Raw genomic sequence first — 15,251 nt, forward strand, 5'->3', positions numbered from 1 at the left:
GTTTATATTTTTTTTGGCGTTTTAACAGGCTATCCGCTATATCTTTTTTATGATTTGTCACATTTCGCTCTCGCTCAATGCGACCATAAAAAAGGATGCCGCTGCTATCCTTAACGCGTCTCTTTAGTTATTGAATTGTAATTTTAGCTCCATTGTATAGCTTTCCATCAGCAGATAAAATATAAGTCTCATCTTGTGATAAACCTGATAAAACCTCTACTTGGTCCCCAAAAGTTCTACCCAGTCTTAACCAACGCAATAAAGCGGTATTACTAGTGCTTACCGTATAAACTCCAGATAATTGCCCGTTATGGACGATCGCCTCCGTTGGTATCAAAACCATTTCTACAGAGGATTTTTTCTCTACAGGAAATTGAACCGAAGCAAACATTCCTGAAAGGATCTTTGCGTCTGTTTTTTCCAAAGAAATCTTTACCAAATATTGACCGCCTGTATTTTTTGCCGATGTACTTATTTCTGAAACCTTGCCTTTTAGCGTTTTCTGAATTGATTTTATCAAAACATCAACTTCAACATCTTGAGTTATTTGAGAGATCTCAGTTTCCGGAACCATTGCCATTACTTCAAAATTCCCTGGAGTCTCTAACGAAATTAGCGGTTGCCCTGGATTAGCCATATCTCCTTCTTCAACGTTCTTTGCCGTAATGATACCGGCAAAAGGAGCTGTAATGTTGGTATACGCATATTGAGCGTTTACTTCATTTTTCATTTGTTTGGCAGCTTCCAAGCGCGCTTTAGCCATTTCATAACGCGCGGTCATATCATCCAATTCTTTTTGCGAGGCGCTGTTATCTGCAAATAAATTTTTAAAACGAGTGTAATCTTTTTCAGCATTATTAAAAGCTACGGTAGCTTCGGTGATGCCTGCATTTACTTGTGCACTTTTGGCTTGAAGATCTGTGTTGTTGATAGAGACCAATAATTGTCCTTTCTTTACTTTGTCACCAACCTTTACTGGTACTTTTTTAACAAAGCCCATCATTCTGGTACTTAAATCGGCATTATTAACAGACTGAATTTTACCACTCACTGAAAGAAACGGACTGTTGCTATTTTCAGATACTTTATTCACCTGCACCTGAACAGCGGGAGTGTTGTCCACTTCCGTCTGTTTTGTGTCATTACCGCAACTTGCCATCAAAAGTGAGGCTGTTAAAACAATAGATAATAGTGTATATTTTTTCATTTTATTCTTTTTATTTAGATCTCGACCGCGTTCCACTCGACAATGTTCTATTATCATGATCGCAATCACAAGGTTATTCTTTGGTCAAAAACTGTAAATACGCCTGAGCGTAGTTGTATTCATAAATAGTTTGGTAATATTCCAGCTGCTTTTGTGCGTATTGCGTTTCGGCAAGCAAGAGATCGGATGTTTTTTCAAGTCCCTCTTTAAACCGATTACCTCTTATGCGCAAAGATTCTTCAGACTGCTCCATGGCCAAGGTGGTTAAGTTTAGTTTGTTTTTTGCGTCTAGTAGCATCCGTTCCGCTTTTTTGAGTTCCAAATTACTTTGCGAAACATACTGTTCGTATTCCAATTTTGATTTTTCAAATTCTGCTTTGCTTTTTTGCGCTTTTCCGAAGCGTTTAGAACCTTGAAACAGATCCCAACTTAATTGCGCTCCAATTAAATAACCATTAGCGTCACCTTGAAAAATTTCGTCGTCATATAACTCATAACTTCCGAAGGCATTCAAACGTGGTAAAAAGGCCATTTTATCGGCTTTATTCATAGCTTCATAAGCGTTACTAGCCAGCTGCATCGCTCTAATATCTGCTCGATTTTCTGAAATGCCATTATTGCTTTCCGCAGCAAATGTATCTACAGATAAAAGATCGCTTGGTTGATAGATTACATAGCTTTTATCGTTCATTAAAAAAGATAGGTAGTTGGAAGCGTTTTGAACATTACTCTTAGCAGATTGTATCTGGTTTTGTAGCTCAGTCACACGAACCTCTACGTTTAGCACATCGGCACGTTGTAAATATCCTTGGGCATAACTATTATTGGCTAATTTTTGATTTTCCAAAGCTGTTTGTAGCGCTTTTTCTAGTACTTCGACACCTTTATAAGACAATTGCAACTGCATATAAGCCTTTTCAACTTCCAATGTTAAATAATCTGCTGTTCTTTCTTGCTTTAAAGACATGGCATTCATTTTCGATTTTGCAGCTTTACGCTGGTAAATACCATCCAAATTGATCAAGGGTTGCTGTATTTCTAGCTTTGTTGCATAATTTTGAATTTGAGCGGGATTGTTTAAGAACTGCGGATTAAAATCGGATTGCGTTAAGATCTCCTGATTCAGTTTAGAACCAAAAGCCATCAACGGATTAGTTGTAGCTATACCCGTGTGGCTCGCCGTAATATTTGGCAAAAAAACAGCATTTGTTTGGCTGTAATCTGCTTTTGCTTCAAAAAATTCTTGTTCAGAGATTTTTAAAGAAGTATTGTCTTGGGTTACCTTATTTAAAACTTCAGACTTTGTAATAGGAATAACCTCTTGCGCAGTAAGCACTGAAACAACACTTAAAAAAGTAATGGTTAAAACTAGTAGTTTGTATTTCATTTTATAATTATTTATGATGCAAAAATACGGCAGATAAACGCCTTTGTAAGTAACATAGGTTACCTATAAAAATAAACACCCCTAAAAAGGGTGTTTGAGCAATAGTTGTGAGAGTAACGCTTATACTTTTTTGTACAAGTAGTAGATCTCTGTTTGGTTTTATGTCACATAAAAAAGGCATTTATAATAAGTACAAATGCCTTTTAACAACCAACCAACTAAAAACTGACTATCAAATCAGTTTGCCTTTCGAGTTCCACCATGCCCTCCAGCTACCACGATCATTATTTTTATACTTAAATAAATGAACTTGAAGAACTGAATGATGGGGTTCATCATTTTGAATCTTTGATATTTTGAAATACGTTGTGTCATAATTTTTTGTTTTTTTATTCGGGAATTAACCACCAAAAAGGGCGCATTTTAGCCTTGTAAATAAAAGCGTAGTGCAAAGCAAGTTTTAGCCAATGCCCCGCTAATCCTATTTCACCAAAGGTTTTGCCCAATTGTCTTCCCTGTGTTTTTGGATATTTATGATAATCTGGTACAATGGGATAGGTTGTGATGCTTACACCACTTCCTGTGGTTAAACCATAACCCGCCGAAGCAATACAAGCAGCTCCCATATTTCCCATGCTGCCTTTGTGATGTAAAGATTCTTTGCCGCTTTTTATAGAATCTATTATATTATCTGCCACCAATTTTGCGGTGATACCAGATGGCATTCCTGTACGAGGCGGGGAAGGTGAAATATCAGTTCCGTTTTTGCTTTTTCTCGGTTTTGAAATCGCATGTGGTGGTGCAAAGGCAATTCCAGGGGCAAAAATGTTTTTATAACTCGGATTTTGATAGGTTTCCGGCCAATCTTGAACAGACCAATCTTCATAAGCTTTCGGGCTATAATCTGCATCCACGATCATAAAACCTTTAAAGAGTTTTTCAGTAATATCGTTTTCGTTTTTATCGTAAGCCTTAAAACCATGACCAGAAAATGACGGAATTAACATGGCAAAATCGTACGTTTCTGTTTGGTATTCACCTTCTAGATTTTCATAATATGCTAATCCATCTTCGATCTTATTTACACCTGCTCCAAGGATCCACTTTATATCTCTATCTTCAAAGATCATTTCGACCATTTCATGAGATTTCATAGTCATACCTCCATAACTTAAAAGCATCCCATCCATTCCAAAATCGCCTAATTCATATTCGTTCGAGATCCAGGTCACTTCTGCCATTTCGCGAACCTTATGTTTCCGAAGTTCTTGTTCAACATTTAAGATATATTCAAAAGCAGCTCCCTGACAAGTTGATTTTGCGTGCCCCGTACCGATCAAAATTTTAGCTTTCTTTCCTTGTTTCATCTCTTCGATCAAGGTTTTTAAACCTGCCCAGGCATGATCGGCATGTGTATATGTACAAACGGAATACGTTTTGTTTTGTCCAGGGATCAATCCTTCAGTTGCCTCAAAATTTAATTTCGGACCTGTTGCGTTGATCAGATAATCATATGTTATTTTTTCTTGCTGCCCTTTTCGTTCTCCTGCTACATATTCGGTTAAAACATAAGGTTTTTGCTCTGTTTTGTCACCTTCAGGATAAAAGGCAGTAGCTTTTGCTTGTTTGTATCCAATGCCTTTCCTTTTGTACAATGGTGCTAGCGGAAACAAAATCTGTTTAGATTTCATTCTTCCAATCCCCACCCAAATATTGGATGGAATCCATTGGTAGTTACTATTTGGCGATACCACAACAACCTCATGTTCTTTAGGTAGTTTTCTGCGTAAATGTGCAGCGGCCACATGGCCAGAGATTCCTGCACCTAAAATGACGATTTTTGACATTACTTTAATTTTTATTAAAGATAATGGGCATTTTAAATTAGCACAGTAACTTAGGTTACACTTGTAATTTTAATTTAAGATTAATTTTGTGCTGTAAAACAGAGTTGTATGAAAGATAATTCAAATATCACGATATACATTGTAGCCGGCATTATCTTGCTTCATTTTTTAGTAGGTTTTATTTGGTTGGCAGTTAAATTATCCAAGAAAAAAGATAAGGAGTAAAAGTTCTTTATCAGATCATCACAAACCTGAACTACTCTTATTCATTACGCATTCAAATTCTTCTTTAGAAAGCTTGTTTTATTTGGCCGCTCCTAAATTTTCAATTTGTTTTTTTATAGCTCCATACGGCTAAGCCATTCATTATAAGGGCATATAATAAGGTTTTTAATAGCTGCGGAAGGATATCCATAAAGCCTGAACCTTTCAGCATCACCATTCGCATCACTTCAACAAAGTATTTTATTGGGTTAAATTCGGTAAGGATCTGAGCCCATCTTGGCATACTTTCAATAGGAGTGAACAGACCGCTCATTAGAATAAAAATAACGGTAAAGAACCAAGCGATAAACATAGCTTGCTGTTGGGTGTCAGTAAAATTTGAAATGAATAAACCAATGCCTAAAATCACCAAAATATAAATAGACGTGTAGAAATACATCAGTATTAAACTACCCAGCATTGGCACATCAAAAATGAGTTTTGCTATAATCAATCCAATGGTCAATAAGCCAATTCCGATGACCCAAAATGGAAATAATTTACCTATGATAAATTGGCTCTTTTTAATAGGAGTCACATTAATTTGCTCTAAGGTTCCAATTTCCTTTTCGCGTACAATGTTCATTCCTGACAGGAACAACGTAATCATGGTTACCAAGAGTACTAAAATCCCGGGTACCATAAATGTTTTATAATTCAGCGTTTCATTGTACCAGAATAATGGAATGGTTTCAATATTAGACACTTGAAATTGCTTATCGGAAGTTTGCCCAAGATCAATTTTTATAAGCTGATTGAAACGTTGTACGATCTGTGTTATATAAACATTCTCAACACCAGCAGCTGCACCATCAATGGCGTTGATAGTAACACCCAAAGTAGTATGTTTTTCTTTTAATAGATCGCGTTCGAAGTAGGGAGGAACATCTATAATCACATCGACAACTCCCTTGAGCATGGCTTCACTTGCTTTTTTTTCCGAAGAAAACCTGCTTGACACATCAAAATAAGTCGATGCATTAAACTTTTCTATGAGCGCTCTAGATGTTGATGAATGGTCGTTGTCGATATAACCAAATTTGATATTCTTCACTTCAAAAGTGGCTGCATTTGATAGAATAATAAGTTGGAGTAGGGGCAATACAAAAATGATTGGTAGCATACCTTTATTTCGAAAGATCTGCTTAAACTCTTTTTGTATGATATAGACTATAGTTTTCATTACTCTAATCTAATTTTATACTTCTTAATACTCAATGCTATAAAAAACACAGTCATTCCTAATAAAATTAGGGTTTCCTTCCAAAGGTATTGCAAGCCTACACCTTTGAGCATTATTCCTTTAATTATGATTATAAACCATTTGGCGGGAATAATATTACTAATGACTTGAAGCGGTAAGGGCATACTAGTGATAGGGAAAATAAACCCCGAAAGTAAAATTACGGGAAGCATCAATCCCATTAATGAGATCATCATTGCGGTTTGCTGTGTAGCTGATATGGTCGAAATCAGTATACCCAAGGCCAAAGCACTTATAATAAACAAGATACTTTCTAAAGCCAGCAAGAACAAACTGCCCTGCACGGGCATATTAAATATAAAAATGCTCAGCATCACTATAACCACTGCATTTATGATCGACAGAAAAATATAAGGAAAAACCTTTCCTATGATCACCTGAAAGGGTTTTAATGGTGACACTAGCAGTATTTCCATTGTTCCTAATTCCTTTTCTCTTGTAATTGAAATAGAGGTCATCATTGCCGAGACCAACATTAAAATAATGGTCATAACACCGGGAACAAACATATAAACACTTTTTAGCTCGGGATTGTAAACCATTCTGGTTTGAGGAATAATTTGATAGACAATTGTAACGTCTTTATTTAAGCCTTTTTGATATTGCTGAAGGATGGCATTTACATAATTACTAATTGTATTTGCGGTGTTTGGGTCTGTAGCATCTGTAATAATTTGAACAGTGGCTTTGTGTTTTGTGATCAGGTTTTTGCTGAAATTTCTTTCAAAATTTAATACAGCCTTGACCTCTCCTTTTTCAAAAACGGAAGCTATATCTGCTTCGCGATCAATTATTTGCTTGATACTAAAATAGTTCGAGGCAGCTATTTTATTGATTATTTCGGTTGTGGTAGCGTCTTTTGAATGATCGAGAATAGCAATATCAACATTATTGATCTCATTGGTAATTGCGAATCCAAATAGTAAGATCTGGGCGATAGGCATTCCGAAGAGAATAAACAACGAACGTCTATCTCTAAAAATATGGTAGAATTCTTTTTTTACGAAGCCTATAAATCTTTTCATCCTCGGGCTAGTTTTATAAAGACATCTTTCATAGTTGCTGCCTCAAATTGTGCTTTAAGGTTCTTTGGTGTATCTAATGCTTCAATTTTCCCATTAACCATAATAGACACCCGATCACAATATTCGGCTTCATCCATATAATGAGTGGTCACAAAAATGGTGGTGCCTTCATGTGCTGCTTTATAGATCATTTCCCAAAACTGTCGTCTGGTAATTGGGTCAACACCTCCTGTTGGTTCATCCAGAAAAACAATTTTTGGTTCGTGAAGTAAGGCAACTGAAAAGGAGATCTTTTGTTTCCACCCCAAAGGTAAACCGCCTACTAGTTTGTTAGCTACATTCTCTAAGCCTAATTCTTCAATTAGTGCATCCGATTTCGCTTTGATTTTTTTTCTTGATAGGCCGTAAATGCCACCAAAGAAGGTGATATTCTCTTTTACGGTTAAATCGTCGTATAAAGCGAATTTCTGACTCATGTATCCAATGTTCTTTTTAATGTCTTCGGCATCTTTAAATACATCAAATCCAGCAATAGTCGCAATCCCAGAAGTTGGTTTAGAAATACCGATCAGCATTTTCATGGCTGTTGTTTTTCCTGCACCATTTGCTCCCAAAAAACCAAATATTTCTCCTTTTCTAACATCAAATGTAATGGCATCAACCGCTGTAAAGTCACCAAACATTTTGGTTAATTTTTCTACTGCTATTACTTTTTCGCTGCTCATTATTTGGCTAATTCCATAAAGGTATCTTCAATTGTAGGTACTGTCTTTTCAATTATAATATTTGAAAGATCTCGGGATTTTAAATATTGCAGTAAGTGCCCTGGATCAAAGTCGGTTCTACGATCTGTGTAATGTATAAACTCGCCGAATGGATATGCGCTATGGTTAAATTCATAGGCCTTTAAACTGCTTATTAGCTGATACATATTGTTTGCGCGAACATTGTAAATTGATTTTGGATAGTGCTTTACAATAGCCTGAGGCGTATCGATCTCCAAGATCTTTCCATCTTGAATAAGCGCAACACGATCACAAAGTTCGGCTTCGTCCATATAAGGAGTGGAAACAAGAATTGTGATATCTTTTTTCTGAAGGCGTTTAAGCATTTCCCAGAATTCTTTTCTCGAAACGGGATCAACACCAGTTGTGGGTTCATCCAAAAATAGAACTTTTGGTCTATGAATTAATGCACAACATAAAGCTAGTTTTTGCTTCATTCCGCCAGATAGCTTTCCAGCTCTTCGATTTTTAAAAGGTTCTATTTGAACATAGATATCTTTAATTAAATCGTAGTTTTCTTCCACGGTAGTTCCAAAAATGGTTGCAAAGAAGTTTAAGTTTTCTTTGACCGTTAGATCTTGATAGAGGGAAAACTTTCCGGGCATATAACCAACATTATTCCTAATTTTCTTATAATCTTCAAACACATCAAAGCCAGCAACGGTAGCTGTACCTTCATCAGCAATCAATAAGGTGGTTAAAATTCGGAAAAGAGTGGTTTTACCTGCACCATCCGGACCAATAAGCCCAAAAAGTTCACCTGCTTTTATGTCGAAGCTAATGTCTTGTAAGGCATTTACCTTTTTATATGATTTACTAATATGGTTGATAGAAATACTCACCTAACGCTAATTTTGAACAATGATCTTGGATTCCATAGTAACTTTAGAAATAATTGAATTTGAAATTAAACAAGCCTTTTCTGATTTCTCTAAGATTCGCTCGGCGCGTTCTCGCTGAGATTCGTCTTTAATGATTACTTCAGGGAATAACAGCACTTCGCTGATCATAAATTTACCTTCCACTTTTTCCAAAAAGCCCTTCGAGCCACATTTAAAACTGATAAAATCTAATTTTGAATTTTCAGCAATAGCTAAAAAAGTGGTCATCAAACAGCTACTTACGGCTGCAGTGAACAAATGCTCTGGTGACCAAATATTTTTCATACCTCCTGGAAATTCGGGAGGTGTAGCCACTTCGATACAATGAGTATCGTGGGTTTCGGTGTTTTCTAACTCGGGTGAACACATCATCCCTTTTCGGTCTTGTGTCCAATTAATAGTAACATTATAACTATGTCTTTCCATGATGATATAATTTAATTTTTATTGAAAAAAAGTGGTGTAAGCATTTAGATTATCTTCAATACTTAATTTAATAGATGTTGCTTCGTCAAGATTATTTGTTTCAGCTAAGGCATTAATTTTTTCGATAAGTGGATATAACCAAATGTGTAAATTGTCATGAGAAGCTCCTTTCATGGTACATTCTTTTACAACCGTATTTTTAACTTCATTTAGTTGATTCGCCATATGGTGATATTCTTCCATAGTAGATGTTGCATGATCCTTTATTATGTTTTGCATCTCTTTGACTCCCTGGGTAGTTTCTAAATTTGCCGCCCATTTCGCGCCATCGTTTAATTGAATATCTTTTTTCCATTGAGTGCTTAACAGATCATCTTCTTGTTCCTGTACTTGCGCTTGAATATCAGCATTTTCAGTTTCTTTTTGCTTTTCGGTGCTATTGCAACCCGTTAGTAGGGTGATTGCAATGAGCAGTATAGTAATTACAGATTTTATCATAATTATTTAATTAAAGATTGTTTTCATTTTTGAGCCATAACTCGGCGGGCATTCCAATTTTTATACTTCCGTCATTGATCACGTCTATTTTGACCGCATATACTAAAGCAACGCGTTCTTCCTTTGTTTGAATAATTTTTGGAGTGAATTCTGCTTCCGAAGCAATCCAACGAACCGTACCCACATATGATCTCATTTCCTCTTCATCATCAATTTTTACCGTTACTTCTTGACCGATCGTCAAATTAACCAACTGGGTTTCGCTGATATAAACACGCAGCTGCATGGTGGCTAAATCTGCAATTTTATATAGTGGTTTGCCAAAAGCAGTTATCTCATTTGGCTCTGCATATTTAGTGAGAACCGTTCCGTTTAAAGGGTTTATAATTTTACTTTTCTGAATTTGATCATCAATTTGTTTAAGCTGCACATCAATAGATTTAAGCTCGTTCACAACTGGGGCATTTTGAATTTCTACGCTTTTTACTTGATTATTGAGCACATTGATCTCACCCAGAATATCATCGAGTTGTTTTTGGGTGCCTGCGTTGTCTTTAATTAAATTTTCTGTTCGGGTTTTGTTCGTGAGGGCTGTGTTTATTCTGGCGTTTAACACCTTAATTTGCGAAAGAACACCTCTCGATTTTGAGCTGATCACATCTTTTGCAACCTTTAGCTGCTCGCGTTTTAGCGTTAATGGAATTGTATCGATATAACCAATAAGCTGGTCTTTTTTAAGGATATCTCCTTCATTAACATCAAACTGCATTAATTTTCCGTTGTTTTCCGCGGAAATAATGATCTCTGTTGCTTCAAAATTTCCATAGCCATCTGCTTTTCCGTTAGAATAACTACAGGAAAACAAACTTGTGGCTAGGATACTGATACTAAGAATATACTTGGAGTTTTTCATCTGTTAAAAGTTAGTGTCCTTGAATGATATTATAATTGGCTCTTGCGAGTTGTAACTGAATTTTATGTTTTACCAAAGTATTTTCATCTTCGTACAGATTGGTAAGCTCTGTGATATAGGCCGATGATGTAATGATACCGTTCTTTAACTGTGAATCGGCAGACAGGAGGATATCTTTACGAAGTGCAATGATTTCTTGATCGGAAACAATAAATGCTTTTATCTTTTCTATTTCCTTTAGCTGTTGATTAAGTTCAATATTGGTGTTGAGTTTGAATGTTTCCGTTTCTGAATCGACGAGATCTTTGCCAATGGACAGTGATTCGCGTTGTTTTTTGTTAGCATTCCAATCAAAAACATTCCAATTTATTTTGACTCCTACGATATAAAAAGGTTGAAATGAATTGTCTAGCATATTTAGTCCCGGATTTCCATATCCTCCAGTAGCAAAACCAAGAAGTTTTGGACTGTTTTTTTTCGCGATTAATGATTCATTCTGTTCTATCTCTTCCTTTTTTAATTGAAATAATTCTAGTTCCGGACGCTTTAATTCTGATCTTATATTTGTTTCTACTAGTGAATTAGAAAATTTGGTTGAGGCGTCTAAAGGTTTATCAATGATTCTGGAAAGTGTTTCGATGAGAACAGATCTATTGCTGTCAATTTCCAAAAGTTGCTGATCTAGTTTCAGCATTTCAGCTTTTAATATGTCACTGGAAGTGGGTAAAAGCACTCCGTATTTAATTCCAGATGCCACTTCCTTTAGTTTAGCTTGTAGCTGTGCTTCTTTGGTTTTAAGCAAAGAGGTAGTTTCCTGAGACAATAAAATAGAAAAGTAAAGTTGATTGATCTTTTGTTTTAACTGATAGAGATTAATTTCAACCTGCTTTTGATTCGTTTTTAGTTGTGCCAATTTTGAGTTTAGAGTGGCGTTTCGGACGCCGCCATCGTAGATGAGTTGTGTTGCTGAAACGGTTACCCGATATTGATCTTTATTAAGCGGTTCAATCGCAGAATTAGGAATGGGGATCTCAATGACATCCGATTGATATGTAGCTTGGGCATCTAAATTTAGCTGTGGTAGCTTTGAGGTTGAAATAACTTCACGTTCTAGTTGATTCTGAGAATCTAGTAGATGTGATTGTTTGGCTAAAGGATAATTTACGATCGCAAAATCATAACATTTCTGCAGGCTTATAGAATTTTGTGCGATGGCAGAAGCTGAAAATAGTAATACTACAATAATGATGAATCGTTTCATTTTATCAGCGTTTTATAGAGTTGATAATAAAATTTGCAACTTCAGATTTACGGCTTTCAACGAAGTCATTATACGCCTTTTCATCTTTATCGGTAAATGCTTTGATCAATGGTTTTCCTAGGAAGGGAAAAATATTGAGAGCGATAATATTCACGAATAATTGATCTGCCTCAATAGGTAGTATTATTCCATTATCGATTTCAGAATCTACTTGCTTCTTAAATTTTTGAAGATTGGGAAACCCTGTATTTTTTTTTAACTTTAAAATAAAGTCTTCATTTCTATTTAGTTCTTGAATGATGAAATTAGGCAAATATGGATGCTTCATCATAAACGAAGTGTAATTAACAGTAAAGCTTTTGATCTTATCTTCTATCGAAGAATCATCGTTAAGAATGTCGTTAAGTTGTGGAGCTAACAATGAAAATGCCTGTTTAAAAACTGCTTCAAAAAGTAGTTGTTTATTTCTGTAATAGTAATGAAGCATGGCCTTGTTAATCCCAGCTTCATTGGCAATTTCTTGCATGCGTGCGCCATCCATTCCTTTACTTTGAAATACCGATTTGGCAGCATCTAATATCTGTTGCTCGGTAGTGGCTTCCTTTTCTTTTTTCATTCTAACTAATAGGTTTAACCGTTTGGTTAACAAATATACGTATTATTGGTATCCGATTTATTCAATAAATCAAACTTTAACACTAGCCATCGACGTATGAAAATTTAGAGCTTTAGAATGGCTTTTTTTATACTATTTCCGTCATTTTTAAAGACTAAGATGTATTCACCACTGGCCAGTTTTGCTAAGTCAATAGGAATCGTTTGTAAGCCAATTGCTTTTTCAAATTCCATGGACCAAATTCTTTTTCCTAAAACATCGTAAATTTCGATTGCGGTTTTTTCTGTATTTGGAATAAAAACGTCAACCAAAAAGATACCATCTTTTGAAGGATTTGGATAGACTTTTAAATTGTATATGTTCGTAGAATTTAACACTACTTCATTTACGCTCAATACCGATTTATCGATGTATACTTTAAAAGCTAGGTTACTTGCATTACTTTGTGTTCCATTATTAATAAAGAAAATGTTTTCTTGAGAACTTTCAATACCTCCGAAAATGTAGCCAACAAGCGTAAGTTCATCTTCAAGATTATTGAGATCAACGATTTGATCTGTTAAATAATTCTGACTAGTATTTAAGGGAATAAATTCTGCTCCAGAACCTAAAAAAGCAGGCATTTCTATATTTAAACTGCTTTCGGTCATTGCACCATCACTGAATCTTGAAACTTTACTGATCGTTTTTACGAACGGAACGTTGTTGTCTTGTACTAGATTATTGTTTGCGTCTAAAGTGTATTGACTGATACCCCCAAAAAAGAAGGTATGCATGATATTGTTTGCGCTATCATATACGGGCATCGTGGCGCTGTGATACTGACTTAAATATTGATTGAAGACATTATTTACTGTGTACCCTGTTGTTTTAACATCCACAGTGTTTAACCAAGGCAAATTGACGTTATGTTGAAAAACACCGCTAAACATGGTGAGCCCTTCAGTTCCGTCAGGAAAAATCTGTGACACCATATTATAATCTCGTCTATGCAAATTATTGGTGTCGTGTTGCGCTGAATAGTTGGCTATTGATAAATTTGTACCATCATCATTAATTTGAAATGACCTGATCTCATCCGTATAATTCTGAATAAATCCTGGTCCGCTGTTAGGTCCCATAGGGTTATATCTTCCTTCAAAATATTGTCCGCCGCACAAGTAGAAGACGTCGTTTAACATGCCCAATTGCCCACCAGTAACTGCAAGATTAGGATCGGTAATTTGTCTAAAAAACGGATCGATACTCGAATTAGTCATGACGGCATTGGCTAATCCATCAATATCAATAGCAGTTAGATTATCATATGTAATATGGTCGTTCTGTGTAGCGCTATAACCATAACCTCCAATAACGTATAAGGTGTTCTCTCGTTGATAAAATTCTTGATTTGTAGATTGTAATTGTTCAAATAAAGGGGTTGGTAAAACACTAATGGATGTGTTCCACGATTGATTAGTTGTGGGATCAACCACATAAACATTTTTATTGTTGTCACTTTCTAAGAAAGCCGCAAAGGGTTGTCGCCGATGCAAACCATCAATTCTTCCACCTAAAATGACCCATTTGCCATCTGTAGTTACTCCCCAAGAGTACGAATGAACATTAGGTGCATCTTCAATAACTAAGGGTTCAATTTGAACAGTAAATTGTTCTTGTGCAAACAGACTTACAGCTGTAAATATGGTTAGTATAAAAACTAGATATTTTTTCGTCATAATTTAAATTTTGATAGTCAAATTTATGAGTAAATAAAATCATCAAGTGTAACGGTTGTTACACAACAGCTGTTTTTTTAACAGTTTGAAATAGCTATTTCTGTTATGAGAAATTAAAAATATGCGTCTAACCTCTTAAAAAGGAAATCCAGAAAAATAGATTTCCTTTTAAGAAGAATAGGGTTGAAGCACCTTATTTGTGACGTAAAAAGAGCAAGTCAATTAATAATACAATATATGCGCTCTTTGGTAACTATAGATTCTTTATTGCTTATCCTACAACTTAACAGTACTTTCAGTTTGTGGAGTATCTATTAAAAAGACTTACCTGAAGTGCTTTTCGGGCATCTTTTAAAAGCTTTTCAGCCTCTTTAGCGGTACTCTTTCTAATAGCTCCAATTTCTTCCAAAGTAAACTGCTGGCGAGTAAATAAGTTAAATACCTCGCGCATTGCTGAAGGTAGATTTTGTAAGACCAAGTTTATATGTCGACTAACCGCTTCTTCACTTAAGTCGGCGTCGATTTTTTTGGTCATCTCCTTTTCGTCATTTTCAATAAAAACATGATTTAAGGTATAGTCATTGTGATTGTATGAGCTGTCATCTAACTCCTCAATCATCAACAGATCGCCATCTCCGTCGGTGCTATATTTCTCTTCCATCGCATCCCATTCAGGTTTTGAGTAGTCATCAATATTTTTAAAGAAATAATCGTCAAATTCTTCTTCTACGATAGTATCATCAAGCAATTCATTGGTCTTTTTAAACAACCATAAGTAGAAATCCTTTTCATTATCAAGTTGATCGATATGATCATAAACTTCAATAAAGAGTTGATCTATAAAATCATCGGCCTTGTATTTTCCTTTAGAAAAATGGCCTTTTTTAATGGCAGTAGCTAAGCGTTCGTTTATATAATTTTTTACTTCAGGGAGTATCTTTAAAAGTTGTTGATTGAAAGATTCTTTATCGCCTTTCTTTTTAAATTCTACTAAGTCTAGAAACGAATTTTCTACAACGATGCGAATTTGTTTTTGCTGATGATATGCGGCGGTCTTTTTCATTTGCTTCAGATTATGGATTTAAATTAAGGGTGTAAAGGTGCAATTATGTTAGGAGCGATACTATGATTTTGGTCAGCTCTATTAATCAAACCAACT

Annotated in this window: 15 protein-coding genes; all 15 read right to left on the bottom strand. The window is 35.5% G+C overall.

What is annotated here, in order from left to right; genetic code table 11:
- Window positions 1-127: 127 nt before the first annotated feature.
- A complete protein-coding gene (locus tag ACY2RU_RS13720; protein ID WP_490139043.1) occupies window positions 128-1,207 on the bottom strand; it encodes an efflux RND transporter periplasmic adaptor subunit in 1,080 nt (359 codons plus the stop codon).
- Between the two features lie 73 nt (window positions 1,208-1,280).
- A complete protein-coding gene (locus ACY2RU_RS13725; protein ID WP_490139044.1) occupies window positions 1,281-2,594 on the bottom strand; it encodes a TolC family protein in 1,314 nt (437 codons plus the stop codon).
- Between the two features lie 237 nt (window positions 2,595-2,831).
- Complete coding sequence (locus ACY2RU_RS13730) at window positions 2,832-2,969, bottom strand: hypothetical protein (protein ID WP_490139045.1); 138 nt, start codon at window positions 2,967-2,969, stop codon at window positions 2,832-2,834.
- A gap of 14 nt (window positions 2,970-2,983) precedes the next feature.
- The gene (locus tag ACY2RU_RS13735; protein WP_490139046.1) at window positions 2,984-4,441 is read right to left on the bottom strand and encodes an NAD(P)/FAD-dependent oxidoreductase; all 1,458 of its coding nucleotides are present in this window, start codon (window positions 4,439-4,441) and stop codon (window positions 2,984-2,986) included.
- Between the two features lie 325 nt (window positions 4,442-4,766).
- Window positions 4,767-5,888: an ABC transporter permease gene (locus tag ACY2RU_RS13740; protein ID WP_490139047.1), complete on the bottom strand. Its 1,122-nt coding sequence runs from the start codon at window positions 5,886-5,888 to the stop codon at window positions 4,767-4,769.
- Window positions 5,888-6,994, bottom strand: coding sequence for an ABC transporter permease (locus tag ACY2RU_RS13745; protein WP_490139048.1), 1,107 nt, complete (start codon window positions 6,992-6,994; stop codon window positions 5,888-5,890). The genes ACY2RU_RS13740 and ACY2RU_RS13745 overlap by 1 nt, the downstream gene beginning before the upstream one ends.
- Window positions 6,991-7,719, bottom strand: coding sequence for an ABC transporter ATP-binding protein (locus tag ACY2RU_RS13750; RefSeq protein WP_490139049.1), 729 nt, complete (start codon window positions 7,717-7,719; stop codon window positions 6,991-6,993). The genes ACY2RU_RS13745 and ACY2RU_RS13750 overlap by 4 nt, the downstream gene beginning before the upstream one ends.
- Window positions 7,719-8,621 carry an ABC transporter ATP-binding protein gene (locus ACY2RU_RS13755; RefSeq protein ID WP_490139050.1) on the bottom strand — a complete coding sequence of 301 codons (903 nt, stop codon included), beginning with the start codon at window positions 8,619-8,621 and terminating at the stop codon, window positions 7,719-7,721. The genes ACY2RU_RS13750 and ACY2RU_RS13755 overlap by 1 nt, the downstream gene beginning before the upstream one ends.
- Before the next feature lie 6 nt (window positions 8,622-8,627).
- Window positions 8,628-9,086, bottom strand: coding sequence for an OsmC family protein (locus ACY2RU_RS13760; RefSeq protein WP_490139051.1), 459 nt, complete (start codon window positions 9,084-9,086; stop codon window positions 8,628-8,630).
- 18 nt (window positions 9,087-9,104) lie between these two features.
- Entirely contained in the window at window positions 9,105-9,584 is a 480-nt protein-coding gene (locus ACY2RU_RS13765; protein ID WP_490139052.1) for a hypothetical protein, read from the bottom strand.
- Window positions 9,585-9,594: 10 nt separating this feature from the next.
- A complete protein-coding gene (locus ACY2RU_RS13770) occupies window positions 9,595-10,497 on the bottom strand; it encodes an HlyD family secretion protein (RefSeq protein ID WP_490139053.1) in 903 nt (300 codons plus the stop codon).
- 10 nt (window positions 10,498-10,507) lie between these two features.
- Window positions 10,508-11,758, bottom strand: a complete 1,251-nt coding sequence (locus ACY2RU_RS13775) for a TolC family protein (RefSeq protein WP_490139054.1) — start codon at window positions 11,756-11,758, stop codon at window positions 10,508-10,510.
- 4 nt (window positions 11,759-11,762) lie between these two features.
- Window positions 11,763-12,374, bottom strand: coding sequence for a TetR/AcrR family transcriptional regulator (locus ACY2RU_RS13780; RefSeq protein ID WP_490139055.1), 612 nt, complete (start codon window positions 12,372-12,374; stop codon window positions 11,763-11,765).
- Window positions 12,375-12,478: 104 nt separating this feature from the next.
- Complete coding sequence (locus tag ACY2RU_RS13785; RefSeq protein ID WP_490139056.1) at window positions 12,479-14,092, bottom strand: T9SS type A sorting domain-containing protein; 1,614 nt, start codon at window positions 14,090-14,092, stop codon at window positions 12,479-12,481.
- A gap of 295 nt (window positions 14,093-14,387) precedes the next feature.
- Window positions 14,388-15,155 (bottom strand): RNA polymerase sigma factor, encoded by a 768-nt coding sequence (locus ACY2RU_RS13790; RefSeq protein ID WP_490139057.1) that lies wholly within the window; start codon window positions 15,153-15,155, stop codon window positions 14,388-14,390.
- Window positions 15,156-15,251 lie beyond the last annotated feature (96 nt).

The organism is Ulvibacter sp. 2305UL32-6, from assembly GCF_058148545.1.